Genomic DNA, 16,745 nt, shown 5'->3' with positions numbered 1-16,745 from the left:
CATCGACCGGCGCAGTCGTTCGTCATCAGTCGCCGGCAGTCGCCGGTAGTCGCCCACGTCAACCGTCAGCCGCCGGGTGCGACGGCCGCTTCAGCGCGTCTTGTCCACGACGTAGTCGAGCGTCACGTCGACGCCGGGGTCGGTACGCCACTCGAAGACGAGGTCCCAACTCCCGGTGGAGCCGTTCCACTCCACGTAGCTCTCCCACGCGTACGTCTCCGACGACCCCGTCGTCGCGGGCTTCGCGCGGACCGACAGTGCCGACGCCTCGAAGTCTTCCGGTTCGTCGACGCTCCCCGGGATGGTCACGTCGGGGAACTCGCTGACGCCCTCGACGCGGGCCGCGGGCGATTCGCCGGCCGACAGCGTCACCTCGCCGTCGGCGAAGCCGCCGCCGACGTTGTCCCGCACGACCGTCGTGTTCGAGAAAATCCCGATGTTCCGGGTCGTCCCGCCGCTCCGTACGTCGTTGTTGACGATGCGGTTGTGGTTGCACGCCGGCCCGGTTTCGAGGATGCCCCACGTCTGTTTCGGCTCGTCGCGGTCGTCGTAGACGCGGAGATTGCTAATCGAGATGCCTTCCGCGGGAAGCTGTTCCCCGTCGTTCCGCGAGTCGATGCGGACGCCGTCGCCGTTCGTGTTCTTGACGACGCCGCCCTGCACGGTGAAGTCCCGGCAGTTCTGGATGAGAATGCCCTGGTCCTCCGCGCCCTCGATGTTGACGTGGCCGATGGTGATGTCGTAACACTCGGAGACGCCGAAGACGCCTCGGTTGCCGCCGCGGCTGACGACTTCGCCGACTGTCACGTCGTGCGCGCCGTTGGCGACGCGGAACGTCGCGTAGCCCGCGGGACCGCCCGGTTCGAGGCCGACGACGCTGTTCACCGTCGCGTCGACGGTGTCGTTGAGGAGGACGACGCAGCTTGCGGGGTCGTTGCCGACGACCTGCTCGATTTGGATGCGGTCGACCCCGTAGGTCTCGACGCCGTGGTGGCCGTTCCCCTCGATGTATATCTGCCCCATCTGGATGTCGGTCGATCGGGGCGCGTCGCCCCGGCCGTCGATACGGATGCCGTCGCTGGTCACGCCTGTGATACGGATGTCGCCGAGGCGGACGTTCGAACAACTGGTGAGTCGGACACCCATCGCCGCGGGCCCCTCGACGACGAGGGATTCCACTTCGATGTGTTCCGCGCCGACGGCCCGAACGACCGGTGGCACCGACTCCCCGTCGGGAATCGAGAGCGTGGTTGGCGCGTCGAGGGTCGTGTAGCTCGGGAGTTCGAGGCTGCCGTCCTCGCCCGTAATCTCGCCGGGCGAGGCGATGAGCACCTTCTCGTTCCACGTCCGCCCCTCGGTGAGGCTGTCGATGGCCGCCTGCGCGACCGGTACGACGCCGTCGCCCGACGCGACTTCGCCGTCCGCGCCGTCCGCGTGGAACGTCCCGTCGTCGTCCTTCCAGACGATGACGTCGGCGTCGCGCGCCGAGGTGTAGACGCGGTCCACGTCGAGCGACGCGAGGTTATACAGACTGTTGCCATTCGCATCGACGTCTCGATTCCACGGCTTTCCGTCGTTTCCGCGGCCGTTCCCGCGGTCCTCTTCGCCGTCGTCCTCGCGTTCGTCGTCGGACTGGGCGGCCGCGGTGCCGGACAGCGCCGCGACGCCGGTGCCCCCGAGGAGCGCGAGCGCGGTTCGTCTGGTGAGCGAGACTCGGTTCGAATCGTTGACTGTGGGTGTGTCTTTCATACCCACGAACCCATTTTTAACAAATATACATAAATTTAATTGCAGAATCAGATTTGCTTGCGTCAGCAACGACGCGTCGATGGAAGAACCGAAAACGGAACAGGCGGGACAGACAGCGGGACGTGGCTCGGACTTCGGGATTACTCCGGCGGGCTGTCCCACTCCTCGCCGTCGTCCTGCGGGTGGTAACCGATCTGCGAGCGGGCGTGTTCGAGGTCGTACCACCGGCGCTGGTTGTCGCTCACGCCGCTGAAGATGCCGAACTCGACGTCGTCGTCCTGCAGACAGCAGTCGATTTCGTGGGCGAAGTCGCGGCGGGACTGCCACATCGCCTTCATGCGCCCGACGGTCTCTTCATACTCGGCGCTCCCGCGCTCGAACTCGCCGTTCTCGACGGCCTGCTCGGCGTCGCCGTACGGGTGGTCGTACTCGGGCATCCGGACGCTGCACACCCGGAGGGCGTAGAACTGCTTGGGGTATTCGTAGTTCTCGACGTAGTACCGGCCCATGTCCTCGCCGTAGGCCTTCGACGCGCCGTAGAACGAGTCGGGGCGGACGGGGTCGTCGTGGCCGATGACGAGTCCGTGGCCCGGTTCGTAAATCTCGGGGGAGAACTCGTCCTCGTAGCCGCCCATGACGTGGTTGGTCGAGAGGAAGACGAACGATTCGATTTCGTTTTCGCGGGCGACTTCGAGCGCGTTGTACATCCCGATGATGTTGGGCTCGAAGATGTCCTCCCACGTGCCGTCGGTGTAGGGGTACGCCGCCATGTGGATCATGGCGTCCTGTCCCTCCGCAGCGTCGTTGAGCGCGTCGTAGTCGGACACGTCACCGACGACGGTGTCGTAGCCACCGTAGGGGTGGTCGTCGGGGCGGTCAGAGCGGTTGAAGTACGTGAAGTCGTAGTCGTCGTCGTCGTGCAGGTGGTCTATGACTGCGGTGCCGCACCGGCCATAGACGCCGGTCATCAAGACGTCCATACGAATCCACTCTGACCAAATCGTAATAAATTGATGGGTGACCGCGAAATCCGACTTCGCGCCGACGTCCACACCCGCGGTGAACTCTCCCGCGTCGACAGCGTCGTTCGTTCGCGTAGCCTGACTATTGTGTCCCGAAGACGTAACTCGCGGGCGCCCCCGAGCGCGCGAGAACGCCGTTCGAGACTGACGATGGCTTTATCAGGGTTGACCAAGATTGACTCTACCATGCCACTCGCAGACGACCGTGTACGTAGTCGTCTCCGTGGCGTCGCCGTCGGCTTGCTCACGCCGTTCGACGACGACCTGGAGATAGAACACGACAAACTCGAAGCCAACGCGAAGTCGCTTTCCGGCGACGGTATCTCGTCGTTCCTCGCGGCCGCGAACATCAGCGAATACCACTCCCTGTCCCAACAGGAGCGCGTCGACGTGACGGAGACGAGCGTCGAAGCCCTCCCCGACAGCGCCTGCGTCCTCGCCGGCGTCGGCGGGTCGACGAAGGCCGCGACCGACCTGATGGAAGCCTACGACCGCATCGGCGTGGACGCGATGATGGTCATGCCGCCGGACCACACCTACGTCCACGAGCGCGGACTGCTCCGCTACTACGAGAAACTCGACGCCGCGACCGACACGCCGCTCGTTCCCTACGTCCGCGGCTTCGATCCCTCGGTCTCCTTCCTCCGCGACCTCTCGCGCATCGACGGCGTCGTCGGCGTCAAGTACGCCATCGAGGACCCGGTCAAACTCGGCTCCGCCGTCGCCGTCGCGGACGACGACGTGGTCTGGGTGGACGGCCTCGCGGAACCGTACGCCGTCTCGTTCTGGAACGAGGGTATCGAGGGCTTCTCGGCCGGCGTCAGTAACTTCCGCCCGGAAATCGGCCTCTCGCTGTTCGAGGCGCTCACCGAGGAGAACTGGGAGCACGCCCGCGAGATTCGCGACCTGACGCTTCCCTTCCAAGACTTCCGCGGCGAGACGGGCGAGGACAACGACCTTCCCGGCGCGATAAGCGTCTCCGCGGTGAAGAAAGGCCTCGAACTGGCCGGCCTGCACGGGGGGAACGTCCGCGAGCCGATCCGCCCGCTGTCGGCCGGCGACGAGCGCCGCGCCGAGGAACTGTACGAGGAACTCGACGACGGCATCGCCCGCGTCATCGACTGAATCGGCGACTTCGACCGGCGCGCACACCGACGGTTCCGACCGCAACGACACCGACTGACCACGCTCACCACACCTGTCTGACGCCGCCCGACGACATCCGTTGGAAGCGTCCTACCCCATTTTTCGTCGCCTCGCCGTTCCCTCGCTTCGCTGTTGAGACGTTTTCACGCCTCACTGGTCCGTTCGTGTCTCGCCGGACTGCCGACCCGAAACAATCGCGATGCACCCTTAATTCCGGCAGTTGAGCGACTATATCCCCGAGATTGACCGCACGAGGTCGGCGTCACAGCCTATTTTGTTCGCCGGTGGGGAACGAACATTCGGCGAATTGTGCCCAATTATTCACTCTGGATGGGTTTTGCGTTCCCCGGTGGCGAACTCAGGAGTTTTGGACTCTAAGTGGGCTTATGATGGTGTTTAGTGGGTTTGAGATTTTGATCGGCTGTGTGACCCATACGACGTACGCGTGAATTCGGCGCTATAGTCGCCAATATATTACAAACATATGTCTGTAATTTTCCCGCCTCGGGAACCGACGATGCCAATTCGGCGTCAGTCTCCGTCCAGCTCCGTCGCGCCCATCGCCGCGCGTCGGTCGCCGGAGGTAGCGATAAGTAGGTGTGGCGTGTGCGAGACTCACACGGTATGCAGCACGACGATATCCAGCACGACGACATTCAGTTCCACAACGTCAGGGCGCTCCAGCGGGTTCGACCCCGCGAGGGACTTCGATTGCTCCGCGTTCCGGAGGCGGTCAGGAGCGGCCTGAACACCGGCGCGCAGACGCGGATGTCTCACCCGGCGGGGACCGAGATACGGTTCGTCCCAGAGGAGGGGACGGTCCGTATCACGCTCTCCTCCGAGGAGCGCGACAGCCTCGTCCGGCCGTTCTGGGGGGACTTTCAGGCGGCGGGCGAGGAGTTCACGCTCGGGCCGGAACCGAAGACAGTCGAACTGTCTCCCCCGGAATCGCTTTCCGACCTCGACCCCGACGCCACCGGCGAGATGCGCTACGCGCCCGAGGTGTGCCGGCTCGTCTTCCCCGGCGACCACCGCGGCGGCCACATCTACTACCACGACGTCGAGGGCGCGCGGCGGCCGCCGACCGCAGACGAGGTGCCAAGCCTCCGATACCTCGCGTACGGCACGTCGATTACCGAGGGTGAGGACCCGTCGGCGGAGATGCTCACGTACGTCAACCAGACGGCCCGGAGACTCGGAGCGGACCCGATAAACCTCGGCTCCTGCGGGACCGCCTATTGTGACCCTGCGATGGCCGAGCACATCGCCGCCCGCGACGACTGGGACGTGGCGACGCTCTCGCTGTCGGTGAACATGGTCGGTCGGTTCTCGCCCGACGAGTTCCGCGAACGGGCCGCGGACATGGTCGAGACCGTCGCCGCGGCGAACCCGACGAAACCCGTCGCCTGCATCACACTGTTCCCGCACGTGCGCGAGTACAAGCGCGACCACGAGGAAGCGACGCTCTCCGAGACGTTCCGCCAGCACCTTCGTGACGTGGTCGACGAGTGCGGCTACGACAACGTCCACCTCGTGGAGGGCCCCGACCTCCTGCCGACCGCCAGCGGGATGACGACCGACCTCGTCCACCCCGGCGACGACGCGATGATTCGCATCGGGGAGCGCCTCGCGCGCGAGCTCGAATCTCTCATGGACGATTAACTGGGATATGCTCGACTCAGGCGCTCTCGTGGTCGAATTACCCGAACGGAATCTCCGCGAGCGTAACACGGAAGGACCCCCCTGTTCGATGGAAGGGTATGACCGTCGCCGCAAATCTGGGCTACATGCTCGGGGTGCTCTGCCTCGGGGCGCTAGCGAAGCGTCTCGGCCTCCTCGACAGTAGCCGCCGCGACAAACTCACGTTCTTCGCGTTCGCCTTCGCGCTCCCCGCGCTCGTGTTCACCTCGACGTACGACCAGCCGATTCGCGAGGTCATCGAGCCGACGCTCCTCGTGGGCTTCTGGCTCGTCCTCTTCACGATGCTCGCCGTCGGGTGGGTCGTCCACCGCCGGGTGTCGCCCGACTCGGTCCGGAGCGTCGCCATCGTCCAGTCGTACTACTCGAACCTCGGTTTCCTCGGCCTGCCGCTCGTCGCCTCGACGTTCGGCTCGCTGACGACGGCGAAGGCGAGTGTCATCCTCGGCGTCGGCGCACTCACTCACGTCCCGCTCACCATCACCGTTCTCGTGCTCGTCAACGGTGCCGACGTGTCGTTCAAAGAGGAGTTCGTCGGCGTGCTCAAGACGCCGGTCATCCCGGCGCTCGTGCTGGGACTCTCCTTTTCCGGGCTCGGTCTCGGCGTCCCCGGCGTTCTCGTGACGGGCCTCGACGCGCTCGCCTCGCTCGCCCTCCCCGTGGCGCTGCTCTCCATCGGCGCGTCGCTCACCGTCTCCGCCGAGTCGTTCGACTTCCGCACCGTCGGGGCCGTCGTCGGCAGCAAGGTCATCCTGATGCCGCTCGTCGCCTTCGCAGTGTTCTCGACGCTCGCGTCGAGTTGGACGACGGTCCAAGCCGGCGTGACGATGCTCGCGACGCCGACCGCCGTCTCGTCGTTCATCTACGCGAACGAACTCGGTGGTGACGCCGACCTCGCGTCGATGAACGTGTTCGCCACCACCGCCGTCTCGGTCGCGACGCTCTTCGTCGTCCTCCAGTTCCTGCTCTGAGGCGGCGGCGCCTCGTCGGTATCCCTTCCGAACCTCACGAGTTCGCTTCTCCCACGCCTTGCGACGGTCAGGAGCGCGCGGCGAACCTCGCCGTTCGGCATGAGAAGCTTACTTAGTGATGGGTGTGCATGGCTAGGACGAATGTCGAGAACTTACGGTAACTTCATCGACGGTGAATGGACAGACTCCCAGTCGGGAGAGACGTTCGAAGTGACGAACCCCGCGGCGGCCGACGAAGTCGTCAGTATCCACCCGGCGTCCTCCGAAGCGGACGTCGAGGCGGCGCTCGACGCGGCCGTCGCCGCGCAGGACGAGTGGGCGTCGACACCCGGCCCGTCCCGCGGCGCGATTCTCCGCGAGGCCGGCAACAACCTCGAAGCCCGGAAGGAAGAGGCGACCGAGGTACTCGTCCGCGAGGAGGGCAAGACGCGCTCCGAGGCGGGTGGCGAGGTACAGCGCGCCATCGACATCTTCCACTACTACGGCGCGAAGGCTCGGGACTTCGGCGGCACCGTCAAGTCCGCCAGCGCCCCCGGAAAGGACCTCTACACGAAGCACGAACCCCTCGGCACGGTCGCGCTCATCACGCCGTGGAACTACCCCATCGCCATCCCGGTCTGGAAGCTCGCCCCGGCGCTCGCCGCCGGAAACACGGTCGTCCTCAAGCCGGCGTCCGAAGCTCCGGCCGTCGTCTCCATCGTCCTCGAATGCCTCGACGACGCGGGCCTCCCGGCCGGCGTGGCGAACACCATCACCGGCTCCGGCAGCGAGGTCGGCGGCCCGCTCATCGAGAGCGAGCGCATCGACGGCGTCTCCTTCACCGGCAGCACCGCCGTGGGAACGATGGTCGCCGAGACGGCCGCGGTCGACCTCAAGCGCGTCCAGTGTGAGATGGGTGGGAAGAACCCGACCGTCGTGATGCCCAGCGCGGACATCGAAGACGCCGCCGAGACCGTCGGCGTCGGCGCGTTCGGGACGACCGGCCAGTCGTGTACGGCCACCTCGCGCGCCATCGTCCACGAGGACGTGTACGACGAGTTCGTCGCGGCCGTCTCTGACTACGCCGAGTCGCTCGTCGTCGGCGACGGCCTCGACGACCCCGACATGGGCCCGCACGTCTCCGAGAACGAACTCTCTTCGACGCTCGAATACATCGACATCGGTGCCTCGGAGGGCGCGACGCTCGAAGCCGGCGGCAGCCGACTCTCCGGCGACGACTACGACGACGGCTACTTCGTCGAGCCGACCGTGTTCTCCGGCGTCGAAAACGACGCTCGCATCGCCCAAGAGGAGATTTTCGGCCCCGTGCTGGCGGTCGTCAAGGCCGACTCGTTCGAGGACGCGCTCGACCTCGCCAACGACGTTGACTACGGCCTGTCGGCCAGCATCGTCACGCAGGACCTCAGCGAAGGCAAGCGCTTCGTCAACGAGGTCGAAGCGGGCGTCGCGAAAATCAACGAGAAGACGACCGGCCTCGAACTCCACGTCCCCTTCGGCGGCTACAAGGACTCGTCCACCAACACGTACCGCGAGCAGGGCGACGCCGGCCTCGACTTCTTCTCCTCGGTGAAGACCATCTACGAGAACTACTGAGCCGCGGGCCCCTCCGCGCTCAGGAGAACTTCGTATTCAGTTCGATGACGTTCGCGGCGCTCCGGACGTAGTCCGCGAGTTCGCCGTGCAGGCGGTCCTCGGTGAACCGACTCGACGGGCCGGTGATGCTAATTGCGCCGAGGATTGTCTCGTCGTTCTTGACCGGCGCGGAGACGCAGCGCAGGCCGTTGATGTTCTCCTCGTCGTCGATGCCGTACCCCTGTTCGCGGATGGTCTCGAGTTCCTCGAACAATTCCTCGGGCCCGGTGATGGTGTTCGCCGTCTTGGGTTCGTACTCCATCGCCGCCGCGATCTCCTCGATACGCTCGGGAGGGAGGTACGCGAGAATCGTCTTGCCGAGCGACGTGGAGTACATCGGCTGTTGGGTTCCCACCCGCGACAGCGTCTCGACGGCGTGTTCGCCCTGCGCCTTGTGGAGGTACGAGACCATCCCGTACTCCTCGACGCCGAACTGGACGATTTCGCCCGTCTCCTCGGCCAGCGAGTCGACCTCCTTTTGGACGATGTCGAAGTTGCCTATCTGGTCGCGGACGTGCGAGGCGACGTTGAGAAAGCGCAGACCGAGACGGTAGCCGTCGCCCTCGCGGACGATGATGCGCCGCTCTTCGAGCGTTCGGAGGTGGCTGTGGACCGTGCTCTTCGAGTGGCCGAGCTCGTCGGCGATTCGCGTCACCCCGATGCCCGCCTCCTCCTGCAGGAGGTCGATGATATTGAACGCTATCTGGACCGAGCGGATCGTTCGGCCGGGGCGTTTGTTCGGTTGGGGGGTCATGGTGTGACAGTCGGACCCGAGCCGTATATATCTGTTCCCGCCTGGGGAACGTGTTTGTTACGACGAACGAGCGCTCCTCGGTTTCGGACTGGCTGCCCGACCGGCGCGCACGGCCGCCGTCAGGTGGTGGCGCGACGGCATGGGATACATTTTTCATCCTCGCACGTGTTCGTGTGGGTACTGTACTCATGCCAACAGACGAGCCTACACCAGTCCAGCGCGCCGCGTCGTATCTCCGGTCGTTGGACATCGACGGACAGTCGTGGATTGCCGGCGTCGCCATCAACGGCCTGCTCGCCGAGGGTGGAGACGAGTCGGTCGAGCGCGCGAAGCACTTCGTCGACACCGCGGTGGCGACCCAGAACGACGCCGGGCAGTTGAGTTACGGCCCGAGCTATCCGATTGAGGTTTTCAGCCACGGTCGCGAGTACGAGGCGAGCTGGGAGCTGACCGTCAAGAAGTGCATGAACACGAACAACAGCACCGCCATCGGCCACGGCGTCCTCGACTTCTACGACAGCACGGGCGAGGACCGCTACCTCGAGGCGGCCGAGCGCGCTTACGAGTCTCTTCTGTCCTTCGAGCGAACCGAAGACGGAGGTATCCCCCACCACGACCCCGAACTCGCGGGCATCAAGTCGCTGTGGATCGACTCCGTCTACATGATGTGCCCGTTCCTCGCGCGCTACGGCGAGGCCGCGGGCGACGACGACGCCTTCGACGAGGCGGTCGAGCAGATTCTGATTCACGCCGCGCACCTCCGCGACGGCCACACGGGCCTGTTCCGTCACATCTGGGTCGAACAGCCGAACCACTACCCGCAGGGCGCGTTTTGGGCCCGCGGCAACGGCTGGGCCGCCGCCGCGTCGGCTGACGTGCTCGAACGGCTCCCCGAGGACCACCCGAAGCGCGACGACCTCGTCGACCTGTTCCGGTCGCACTGCGAGGCGCTCCTCCCGCTGCAGGACGGTAGCGGCTTCTGGCACAACCTCGTCGACGACCCGCACACGCCGCTTGAGTCGTCGGGGACGCTCATGTTCGCCTACGCGTTCGCCCGCGGCATCGACCTCGGCATCCTCGACGAGGAGACCTACCGCCAACCCGCCGAAGACGGACTTGCGGCCGTCTCCCGCGTCGTCGGCGAGGACGGCGCAGTCAACCGCGTCGCTGGGCCGCCGGGCGGCCCCGAAGCACCCCTGACGGACACGCCCTACGGGCAGGGCTGGTTCCTCATGGCCGCGGCCGCGCTCGACTAACCTCCCGGTATCCTTCTCGACTCTTTCTGGGCCGACACCACAGTTATGCGCTCCGGCGAACATTGACGAACGAACGCGAGCGACAGAAGACACCATGACCTACCACGCAGGCATCATCGGCACGGGCGGTATCGCAGGGATGGGCATCCTCGGCATGCACGACGAGGAGGCCATCGGCAGAGAGAAAATCGACGCGAGCCACGCGGGCGGCTACGCCGCGACCGACGATATCGAACTCGTCGCCGTCGCCGACGTGGACGAGTCGAAACTGGACACCTTCGGCGAGGCGTGGGACATCCCCGCGGACCGCCGGTACGTCGGCCACGAGGCGATGCTCGAAGCCGAGGACCTCGATGTCGTGTCGGTCTGCACGCCGTCGTTCCTCCACCGCGACCACGTCGTCGACGCCGCGCGCTCCGCCGCCGACCCCTCGGTCATCTGGTGCGAGAAACCCATCGCGTCGTCCGTCAGCGACGCCGAGGAGATGGTCGACGTCTGCGACGAGACCGACGCGGAACTCGTCATCAACCACTCCTTTCGGTTCACCGACAAGCTTCGGCGACTCCGTGACCTCGTCCGCGAGGAGGGCATCCTCGGCGACGTGAAGTCCGTGAGCGCGCAGTACCGGATGGAACTCATGCGGAACTCCACGCACGTCCTCGACACGCTCGTCTACCTCCTCGACGCGCGGGCGTCGCGGGTAAGCGGGCACATCACCGGGGAGAACGAGGCGCTCGACGCGCTGGACGCCACGGAGTCGGTCGTCGACGCCGGCGGCGGCGGGCACGTCGTCATGGACGACGGCACGTTCGTCACCGTGGACTGCACGATTCCGCGCGACGTCTCCTCGATGACGCTGAGCTTCATCGGCACGGAGGGCAAACTCTACATGAACAACGACGACGGCGAGTGGCGCTACTGGTCACTCGAAGACGGCGAACACGTCGAGCAACCGCTCCCCGGTATCGAGGGCGCGTGGACGTGGGAGTCCGACTACAAGGGGTCGTTCGCCAACGCGGCGGCCCACGTACAGGACCTCCTCGACGGACAGGCGGAGAACTACTCGCCCGGCGTCGCGGCGACTCGTTCGCTCGAAATCATCGTCGGGTTCTACCTCTCGCACTACACCGATTCGACGGTCGATATCCCGCTTCCGGGACCGCTCCGTGAGGTTCCAATCACGTCGTGGTGAGCCGCGGTCGGTCGGTCAGTCGCTCACGCCGGAAAGGCATCCGGTATGGCCGGACAAGTGTCTGTCTCCGGTTCTCGAACTGAACCGTCCGTATATGGCTGGTAGAAGCCTAAATAGTGCAGTATCGAGTTTTTGATTGCTCTCTCTCGCGGTGGTCTTTCAGTCCGGCCAGTCGAAGTTGCGTCCGAGATATATCCGTGGCACTCCGCATAGAATCAATTCAAAATTACAATTCTATGGTAGTAATGATTAGGGCCGTACAACCCGCTTGGAGGGCAGTCACGTACATTGAGTCGTCGTACCACTCGGTTAGCGGGTGACGCTCCACGGTCGATTCGAGCCGAACCGGGTTTCCGCCAGTGGCGGATGAGCATCCGGAAGGACCGGAGTGAGAAATTTACCCAAGATACGGCTACTTGTGCGCCGCTACCTCACGGTAACTGCGAACTTGGGGTAATTCGTCCAGTAGTATTCTCGGTGAGAAATTCGTTGTGGATGGCGGGCTCTCCGCCATGGCCGGATAATATTCGCCTTCGAGCGTCAGACCATCCGGTAGACTTCGTCCATCCAACTGTCGTCGGTCTCGACGGTGATGCCGCTCATGACCTCCGCCCAGTCGGCTTGCGCCTCGCTGTTGTCCATTACCTCTTGGATGGCTTCCGGGTCGTCGACTTCCATGAAGCCGAAGACGTGTCCGTCTTTCTCGAAGACGCTGTACGTCTGCAGGCCGGCGTCGGAGTCCAGGTAGGCGGATTCGAGCGCCTCGGGGACGTTCTCGTGTTTCGTTCGGTACTCCTCTCGCTTGCCGTCCTTAATCTCCAGGTGGAACGCGATTCGCGCCATACGGTCTCCGATTCGGCGGCACCCGTCTTAGCTTTTCGGCGGGTAAGATTTAGTACGGGAACGCCCGTCGTCGATTGTAATGATAGACACCCATACCCACGCGTGGGGTGCGGCGAGTTCGGAACACCCGTGGACCAACGGCCCCATCTTGGACCTCGTGGATAGCTTCGACGTACACACCGTCTACACCGCCGAGCGCCTGCTCGCCGACATGGACCGACACGGCGTGGACGAGGCCGTCGTCGTGGGCTATCCCATCTGCGACTGGACGGACAACTGGTACACCCGACGGGTCGCCGCGGAGTACGACCGACTCCACGGCATCGTGATGCTCGACCCCTTCGCCGACGACGCCGTCGAGCGCCTCGACCGCTGTATGGAGACTGACGGCGTCCTCGGCTTCCGACTCGGCGCGGCCTGCCCGTACGACCAGATGTGGGAGACGTTCGACCCGAGCGTGACGTGGCTCCGAGAGAGCGTCGAGGAGACCGCCTTTTGGGAGGCCGCGGTCGAGCACGACGCCGCCGTCCAGATTCTCTGCGACCACGGCCAACTCGACCAGGCGCTCGAACTCGTCGAGTCGTATCCGGAACTCACCTACCTGTTCGACCACTTCGCTCACGCGGGCCCGGAGACGCCCACCGACGAGGGCACGTTCAGCCGGTTCGCCGACCTCGCGGAACACGACTCGGTCGCGGTGAAGGTCTCGGAGATCGTCCACATGTCGGACTCGGCGTTCCCCTACGCTGATATGCACGACCACGTCCGGTGGCTCCTCGACACCTTCGGGCGCGAGCGGGTCATCTGGGGCTCGGACTACCCCAACGTCAGCGACGTTGCCAGCTACGCGGAGGCGTGCAACTGGCTCAAACAGGTCGACTCGCTGTCGACGGCCGACCGGTCGTGGCTGACCGGGAAGTCGTTCCGGCGGCACGTCGACCTCGGGTGAGTCGTCGTCGTCGCTCTGTCGCGTGTTTTCACCGTCTTTCCGGCGACTAGGTCCCCCGGTCTCTCGGCTTGCACCGGTATATTTATTATAATGAATATATTGGTTTGTAATGGCACACCATGACAGGCAGTAGTTCATCGAACCGGCTCAGCAGGCGGCGCTATGTGACTGGGCTCGGAGCGGGTCTCACCGCGGCGCTGGCAGGTTGTATGGGTGGCGGAAACGACGGTGGCAACGGCGGGGGTTCCGGTGGAGGTGGAGGCGGTTCGGGCTCTCAGTCGCTCGACTTCTGGCTGTTCGGCGGCATCCCCGCCGAACGGGAATACATCAGTAACCACTACAGCAACTACGGCGACCACGACGTCACCTACCAGCACCAAGAGTGGGGACAGAAGTACCAGATTATCGCGTCCGCGGCGGCCAACAACAATCTCCCGGACGTGATGGCGGGCCAGACGCAGCAGATTCCGGACTACGTCGGTGCGAGCGCCATCCAACCGCTCGACCAAGAGCAGTTTGCCGACCAGTTGGAGGAGATAAACAGCCGGTTCATCCAGGCGAACGTCGACACACAGATTTACGACAGCCTCGGCGACACTGAAGGGGAGCGGCAGTGGGGCCTCCCCGGCGGCTACGCCGACCTCGGTCCGTTCGTGGACATCCGAACCGACTACCTCGAACAGACGAGCTTCGACAGCCCGCCGCGCAACTGGGAGGAACTCATCCAACTCGGCGAGGAGATGCAGGAGCTAGACGAGGTGTCGGCGGCAATTACCGCGCCAGGGACCGACTTCGGCCTGACGACCGGGTATTTCATCGGCTTCGTCTACGCCAACGGCGGTCGGTACTTCGACCCCGAGACGCTGGAGGCGACGGTCGACCAACCCGGCTTCGTCGACGCCGTCAGGCTCTATCAGGACATCGCCGAGGCCGGGTTGTTCCCCAACTCGATGGCCGAGAACGACCACATCGGAGCTGGACGTCTCCTCCGCGAGGGCGAGTCCGGCATCTTCATCACGTACTCCCACGCCAACGCGGTCTACCAGACGACCGGCGCGCCGCAGGCGTGGCTCGACGGCGAGGGCCACACCGTCACCCGCGCGCCGCTACCGGACAGCCCGTCGGGGAGCTTCGAACCCCGCGACCTGCTCCTGCAGAACGCGCAGGGCTTCATGCTCGGTAACGGCACCGAATCGGAGGCCGAGCTACAGGCTGCGTTCGAATTCACCGACTGGTGGAACTCCGAAGAACAGCTCGCAGCGTGGACCTACGACGCGGAGAACGACGTGGGTATCCGCGGGCGCGTCCCGACGCTCGAAAGCGCCTTCGAGGACCCGAGCGACCTCTTCCGGAGCCAGTTCGGTGACCTCGTGACGCTGTACGAGAACGACGACCTGTTCACGCGCACCTCGCGGTTCCCGTCGTTCTCGGGCATCGCGTCGGTCCAGAGTATCATCAACACCGAGGTCATCCAGCCGGTCGTCCTCGGCAACGCGACGGCCGAAGAGGCCTGTAGCGCCGCAAACGAGTCGGTTCAGGAAGTCATCGACGAGGAGCTGGCCTGACAATGCGACTCGAACCGTCGCTCGAACAACCGCGGGCCTGCGGTGGTGAGACGAGGCCATGAGCTACTCGAAGCAGGCGAGGGGGTCGTTCGAGAGCGTCTCCGAGCGGATTCCCGAGGGTGTCAAAGTGTACCTCCCGGTCCTGCCGGTGACGGCGCTCGTCGGGCTGTTCATCCTCTACCCTATCGCGCAGGCCATCTACTCGAGCTTCTTCAACAAGGACCTGCTCGCGCCCAGCGAGGCCGAGTTCATCGGACTGGCGAACTACGCCGAAATCTGGTCGAGTCCGACCATCCACCAGGTCCTGTGGAACACGCTCGTGTGGGTCGTCGTCGGCAGTTCCGCCGCTATCGTCCTCGGCTTCCTGATGGGTTGGCTCCTCCACGAGAAGCTCCCGTACACGAGCGTCGCGAGCGCAATCGTGCTCATCCCGTGGGTCCTTCCGCGGGTCGTCGGCGCGTCCATCTGGCAGTTCATGTTCGGCGGGTCGCAGGGCATCATCAACGAACTGCTCGTCCAACTCGGCGTTATCGACGAGTACATCGTCATGCTCGGCTCGACGGAGCTCTCGCTGTGGCCGCCCATCATCGGGATGATTTGGCGGCTCGCACCCCTGTTCGCGCTGTTGACGCTCACGTCCCTGCAGGGAATCGACGAGCACCTCTACGAGGCCGCGCGCATGGACGGCGCGACGCCCTGGGAGCAGTTCCGGTTCATCACCATCCCGATGATGCGATACAACCTCGCCATCGGGTTCCTCCTGATGCTCATCTACAACATCAGGAACTTCTCGATGATTTGGGTGATGACGAAGGGCGGCCCCGGCGTCTCCAGCAGCACGCTCCCGGTCATGATCTACCGGACGGCGTTCATCGACTTCGACGTGGGGCTGGCGTCGGCGCTCTCGCTCATCCTGTTCGTCGTCCTGCTGGTGTTCTCGTACTACTACATCCAGGTGTACGACCAAGTGCGGGGTGACGTCTGATGGCGTCGCAAGACTCCGACCCGGCCGCCGAGTTCCGGCGGAACGAGTCGTGGCTGTTCGACACCACGGCGGGCGCGTACGTCCGTAAGACGGCGGTCGCGCTACTCACGCTCGTCGTCTTCGCGTTCGTCCTCTTCCCGCTGTACTGGATGGTCGTGACGGCGTTCAAAACCACTGCGGAGATTCAACAGATTCCGCCGACGGTCTTCCCGAACCAGTTCTCGTTGGAGGGCTTCCGGCTCGTCGTCGAGTCGTCGATTCAGGCGGGCGGCTACACCTCGCTATTCGCCAACCTGTTCGGATGGCAGGCGTCGTCGGCCATCGACATCGACATCCTGTCGCTCGTGCTGAACAGCCTGAAAGTCGCCGTCGGCGCGGGCGCAATCGCGCTCGTCCTCGGGACGGCCGCGTCGTACGTGCTCTCACGCCGCGACTTCGTCGGGAAGAACGCGCTCATGAGCATCTTCCTCGCGTCGCTGATGTTCCCCGGGACCGCTATCATGGTCCCCGAGTGGGAACTCGTCTCGGCGCTCGGCCTGTTCAACACGCACCTCGTGTTGATCCTCATCTACGGCGCGATGACCGCGCCGTTCGTCGTCTGGCTGATGAAGGGCTTCTTCGACGACTTCCCGGACTCGATTATCGAGGCCTCCCGCATCGACCAGTGTAGCTCGATAGAGACGTTCTGGTACGTCATCGTGCCGATGGCGCGGAACTCGCTCATCGCGTCGTTCATCTTCGCGTTCCTCCTCGCGTGGAACGAGTTGGTGTTCGCACTGACGCTCCTCGACAACTCGCGGTACACGGTTCCGCCGGGGCTCCTGACGTTCGTGCAGGGGTTCAACACCCAGTGGAACGTCGTCGCCGCGGCCTCGATTATCATCTCGCTCCCCGTCCTGCTCGGACTGGCCTACATCCAGCGCTACTTCGTGCAGGGACTCACCGGCGGCGCTATCAAGGGATAATACCCTCTCAGTCGCCGT

Annotated in this window: 14 protein-coding genes; 10 read left to right on the top strand and 4 right to left on the bottom strand. The window is 64.7% G+C overall.

From position 1 onward, the window contains the following. Positions 1–90: 90 nt before the first annotated feature. Complete coding sequence (locus C5B90_RS15140) at positions 91–1,749, bottom strand: right-handed parallel beta-helix repeat-containing protein (protein ID WP_115882792.1); 1,659 nt, start codon at positions 1,747–1,749, stop codon at positions 91–93. Positions 1,750–1,889: 140 nt separating this feature from the next. Continuing rightward, the gene (locus C5B90_RS15135) at positions 1,890–2,729 is read right to left on the bottom strand and encodes an NAD(P)-dependent oxidoreductase (RefSeq protein WP_115882791.1); all 840 of its coding nucleotides are present in this window, start codon (positions 2,727–2,729) and stop codon (positions 1,890–1,892) included. Between the two features lie 228 nt (positions 2,730–2,957). Between C5B90_RS15135 and C5B90_RS15130 the strand changes: the two genes are divergently transcribed. The 4 genes from C5B90_RS15130 (at position 2,958) to C5B90_RS15115 (ending at position 8,179) form a co-directional block, all read left to right on the top strand. Next, complete coding sequence (locus C5B90_RS15130; protein WP_115882789.1) at positions 2,958–3,896, top strand: dihydrodipicolinate synthase family protein; 939 nt, start codon at positions 2,958–2,960, stop codon at positions 3,894–3,896. Positions 3,897–4,541: 645 nt separating this feature from the next. Further along, positions 4,542–5,579 (top strand): SGNH/GDSL hydrolase family protein, encoded by a 1,038-nt coding sequence (locus C5B90_RS15125; RefSeq protein WP_115882787.1) that lies wholly within the window; start codon positions 4,542–4,544, stop codon positions 5,577–5,579. 98 nt (positions 5,580–5,677) lie between these two features. After that, positions 5,678–6,586: an AEC family transporter gene (locus C5B90_RS15120; protein WP_115882785.1), complete on the top strand. Its 909-nt coding sequence runs from the start codon at positions 5,678–5,680 to the stop codon at positions 6,584–6,586. A 141-nt stretch (positions 6,587–6,727) separates the two neighbouring features. Further along, positions 6,728–8,179: an aldehyde dehydrogenase family protein gene (locus C5B90_RS15115; RefSeq protein WP_115882783.1), complete on the top strand. Its 1,452-nt coding sequence runs from the start codon at positions 6,728–6,730 to the stop codon at positions 8,177–8,179. Between the two features lie 19 nt (positions 8,180–8,198). Here the strand turns inward: C5B90_RS15115 and C5B90_RS15110 are convergent, their stop codons facing one another. Then, the gene (locus tag C5B90_RS15110) at positions 8,199–8,972 is read right to left on the bottom strand and encodes an IclR family transcriptional regulator (RefSeq protein ID WP_115882781.1); all 774 of its coding nucleotides are present in this window, start codon (positions 8,970–8,972) and stop codon (positions 8,199–8,201) included. A gap of 188 nt (positions 8,973–9,160) precedes the next feature. Here C5B90_RS15110 and C5B90_RS15105 point away from each other — a divergent pair, with 188 nt between their 5' ends. Together C5B90_RS15105 and C5B90_RS15100 are read left to right on the top strand one after the other, a co-directional pair. Continuing rightward, on the top strand, positions 9,161–10,228 hold the full coding sequence (locus C5B90_RS15105) for a glycoside hydrolase family 105 protein (RefSeq protein ID WP_115882779.1): 1,068 nt from the start codon (positions 9,161–9,163) through the stop codon (positions 10,226–10,228). 94 nt (positions 10,229–10,322) lie between these two features. Then, positions 10,323–11,420 carry a Gfo/Idh/MocA family protein gene (locus C5B90_RS15100; RefSeq protein ID WP_115882777.1) on the top strand — a complete coding sequence of 366 codons (1,098 nt, stop codon included), beginning with the start codon at positions 10,323–10,325 and terminating at the stop codon, positions 11,418–11,420. Between the two features lie 540 nt (positions 11,421–11,960). Here C5B90_RS15100 and C5B90_RS15095 read toward each other — a convergent pair. After that, positions 11,961–12,263: an L-rhamnose mutarotase gene (locus tag C5B90_RS15095; RefSeq protein ID WP_004061665.1), complete on the bottom strand. Its 303-nt coding sequence runs from the start codon at positions 12,261–12,263 to the stop codon at positions 11,961–11,963. A 79-nt stretch (positions 12,264–12,342) separates the two neighbouring features. On the opposite strand from C5B90_RS15095, the gene rhcC reads away from it, so the two are divergent. The 4 genes from rhcC (at position 12,343) to C5B90_RS15075 (ending at position 16,727) form a co-directional block, all read left to right on the top strand. Next, positions 12,343–13,212 carry an L-rhamnono-1,4-lactonase gene (gene rhcC / locus C5B90_RS15090; RefSeq protein ID WP_115882775.1) on the top strand — a complete coding sequence of 290 codons (870 nt, stop codon included), beginning with the start codon at positions 12,343–12,345 and terminating at the stop codon, positions 13,210–13,212. Between the two features lie 209 nt (positions 13,213–13,421). Beyond that, on the top strand, positions 13,422–14,777 hold the full coding sequence (locus C5B90_RS15085; RefSeq protein WP_115882773.1) for an ABC transporter substrate-binding protein: 1,356 nt from the start codon (positions 13,422–13,424) through the stop codon (positions 14,775–14,777). 58 nt (positions 14,778–14,835) lie between these two features. Continuing rightward, a complete protein-coding gene (locus tag C5B90_RS15080; protein WP_115882771.1) occupies positions 14,836–15,762 on the top strand; it encodes a carbohydrate ABC transporter permease in 927 nt (308 codons plus the stop codon). Next, on the top strand, positions 15,762–16,727 hold the full coding sequence (locus C5B90_RS15075; protein ID WP_115882769.1) for a carbohydrate ABC transporter permease: 966 nt from the start codon (positions 15,762–15,764) through the stop codon (positions 16,725–16,727). Before C5B90_RS15080 ends, C5B90_RS15075 begins: the two co-directional genes overlap by 1 nt. Positions 16,728–16,745: the final 18 nt, after the last annotated feature.

The organism is Haloferax sp. Atlit-12N, assembly GCF_003383095.1.
In the GTDB taxonomy this organism is placed as follows: Archaea; Halobacteriota; Halobacteria; order Halobacteriales; family Haloferacaceae; genus Haloferax.
This window is presented reverse-complemented; position numbering and strand designations above follow the sequence as displayed.

Coding starts and splice junctions, on each gene's coding strand:
- C5B90_RS15140 (WP_115882792.1), bottom strand. CDS start 1,749: ATGAAAGACACACCCACAGTCAACGATTCGAACCGAGTCTCGCTCACC.
- C5B90_RS15135 (WP_115882791.1), bottom strand. CDS start 2,729: ATGGACGTCTTGATGACCGGCGTCTATGGCCGGTGCGGCACCGCAGTC.
- C5B90_RS15130 (WP_115882789.1), top strand. CDS start 2,958: ATGCCACTCGCAGACGACCGTGTACGTAGTCGTCTCCGTGGCGTCGCC.
- C5B90_RS15125 (WP_115882787.1), top strand. CDS start 4,542: ATGCAGCACGACGATATCCAGCACGACGACATTCAGTTCCACAACGTC.
- C5B90_RS15120 (WP_115882785.1), top strand. CDS start 5,678: ATGACCGTCGCCGCAAATCTGGGCTACATGCTCGGGGTGCTCTGCCTC.
- C5B90_RS15115 (WP_115882783.1), top strand. CDS start 6,728: ATGTCGAGAACTTACGGTAACTTCATCGACGGTGAATGGACAGACTCC.
- C5B90_RS15110 (WP_115882781.1), bottom strand. CDS start 8,972: ATGACCCCCCAACCGAACAAACGCCCCGGCCGAACGATCCGCTCGGTC.
- C5B90_RS15105 (WP_115882779.1), top strand. CDS start 9,161: ATGCCAACAGACGAGCCTACACCAGTCCAGCGCGCCGCGTCGTATCTC.
- C5B90_RS15100 (WP_115882777.1), top strand. CDS start 10,323: ATGACCTACCACGCAGGCATCATCGGCACGGGCGGTATCGCAGGGATG.
- C5B90_RS15095 (WP_004061665.1), bottom strand. CDS start 12,263: ATGGCGCGAATCGCGTTCCACCTGGAGATTAAGGACGGCAAGCGAGAG.
- rhcC (WP_115882775.1), top strand. CDS start 12,343: ATGATAGACACCCATACCCACGCGTGGGGTGCGGCGAGTTCGGAACAC.
- C5B90_RS15085 (WP_115882773.1), top strand. CDS start 13,422: ATGGGTGGCGGAAACGACGGTGGCAACGGCGGGGGTTCCGGTGGAGGT.
- C5B90_RS15080 (WP_115882771.1), top strand. CDS start 14,836: ATGAGCTACTCGAAGCAGGCGAGGGGGTCGTTCGAGAGCGTCTCCGAG.
- C5B90_RS15075 (WP_115882769.1), top strand. CDS start 15,762: ATGGCGTCGCAAGACTCCGACCCGGCCGCCGAGTTCCGGCGGAACGAG.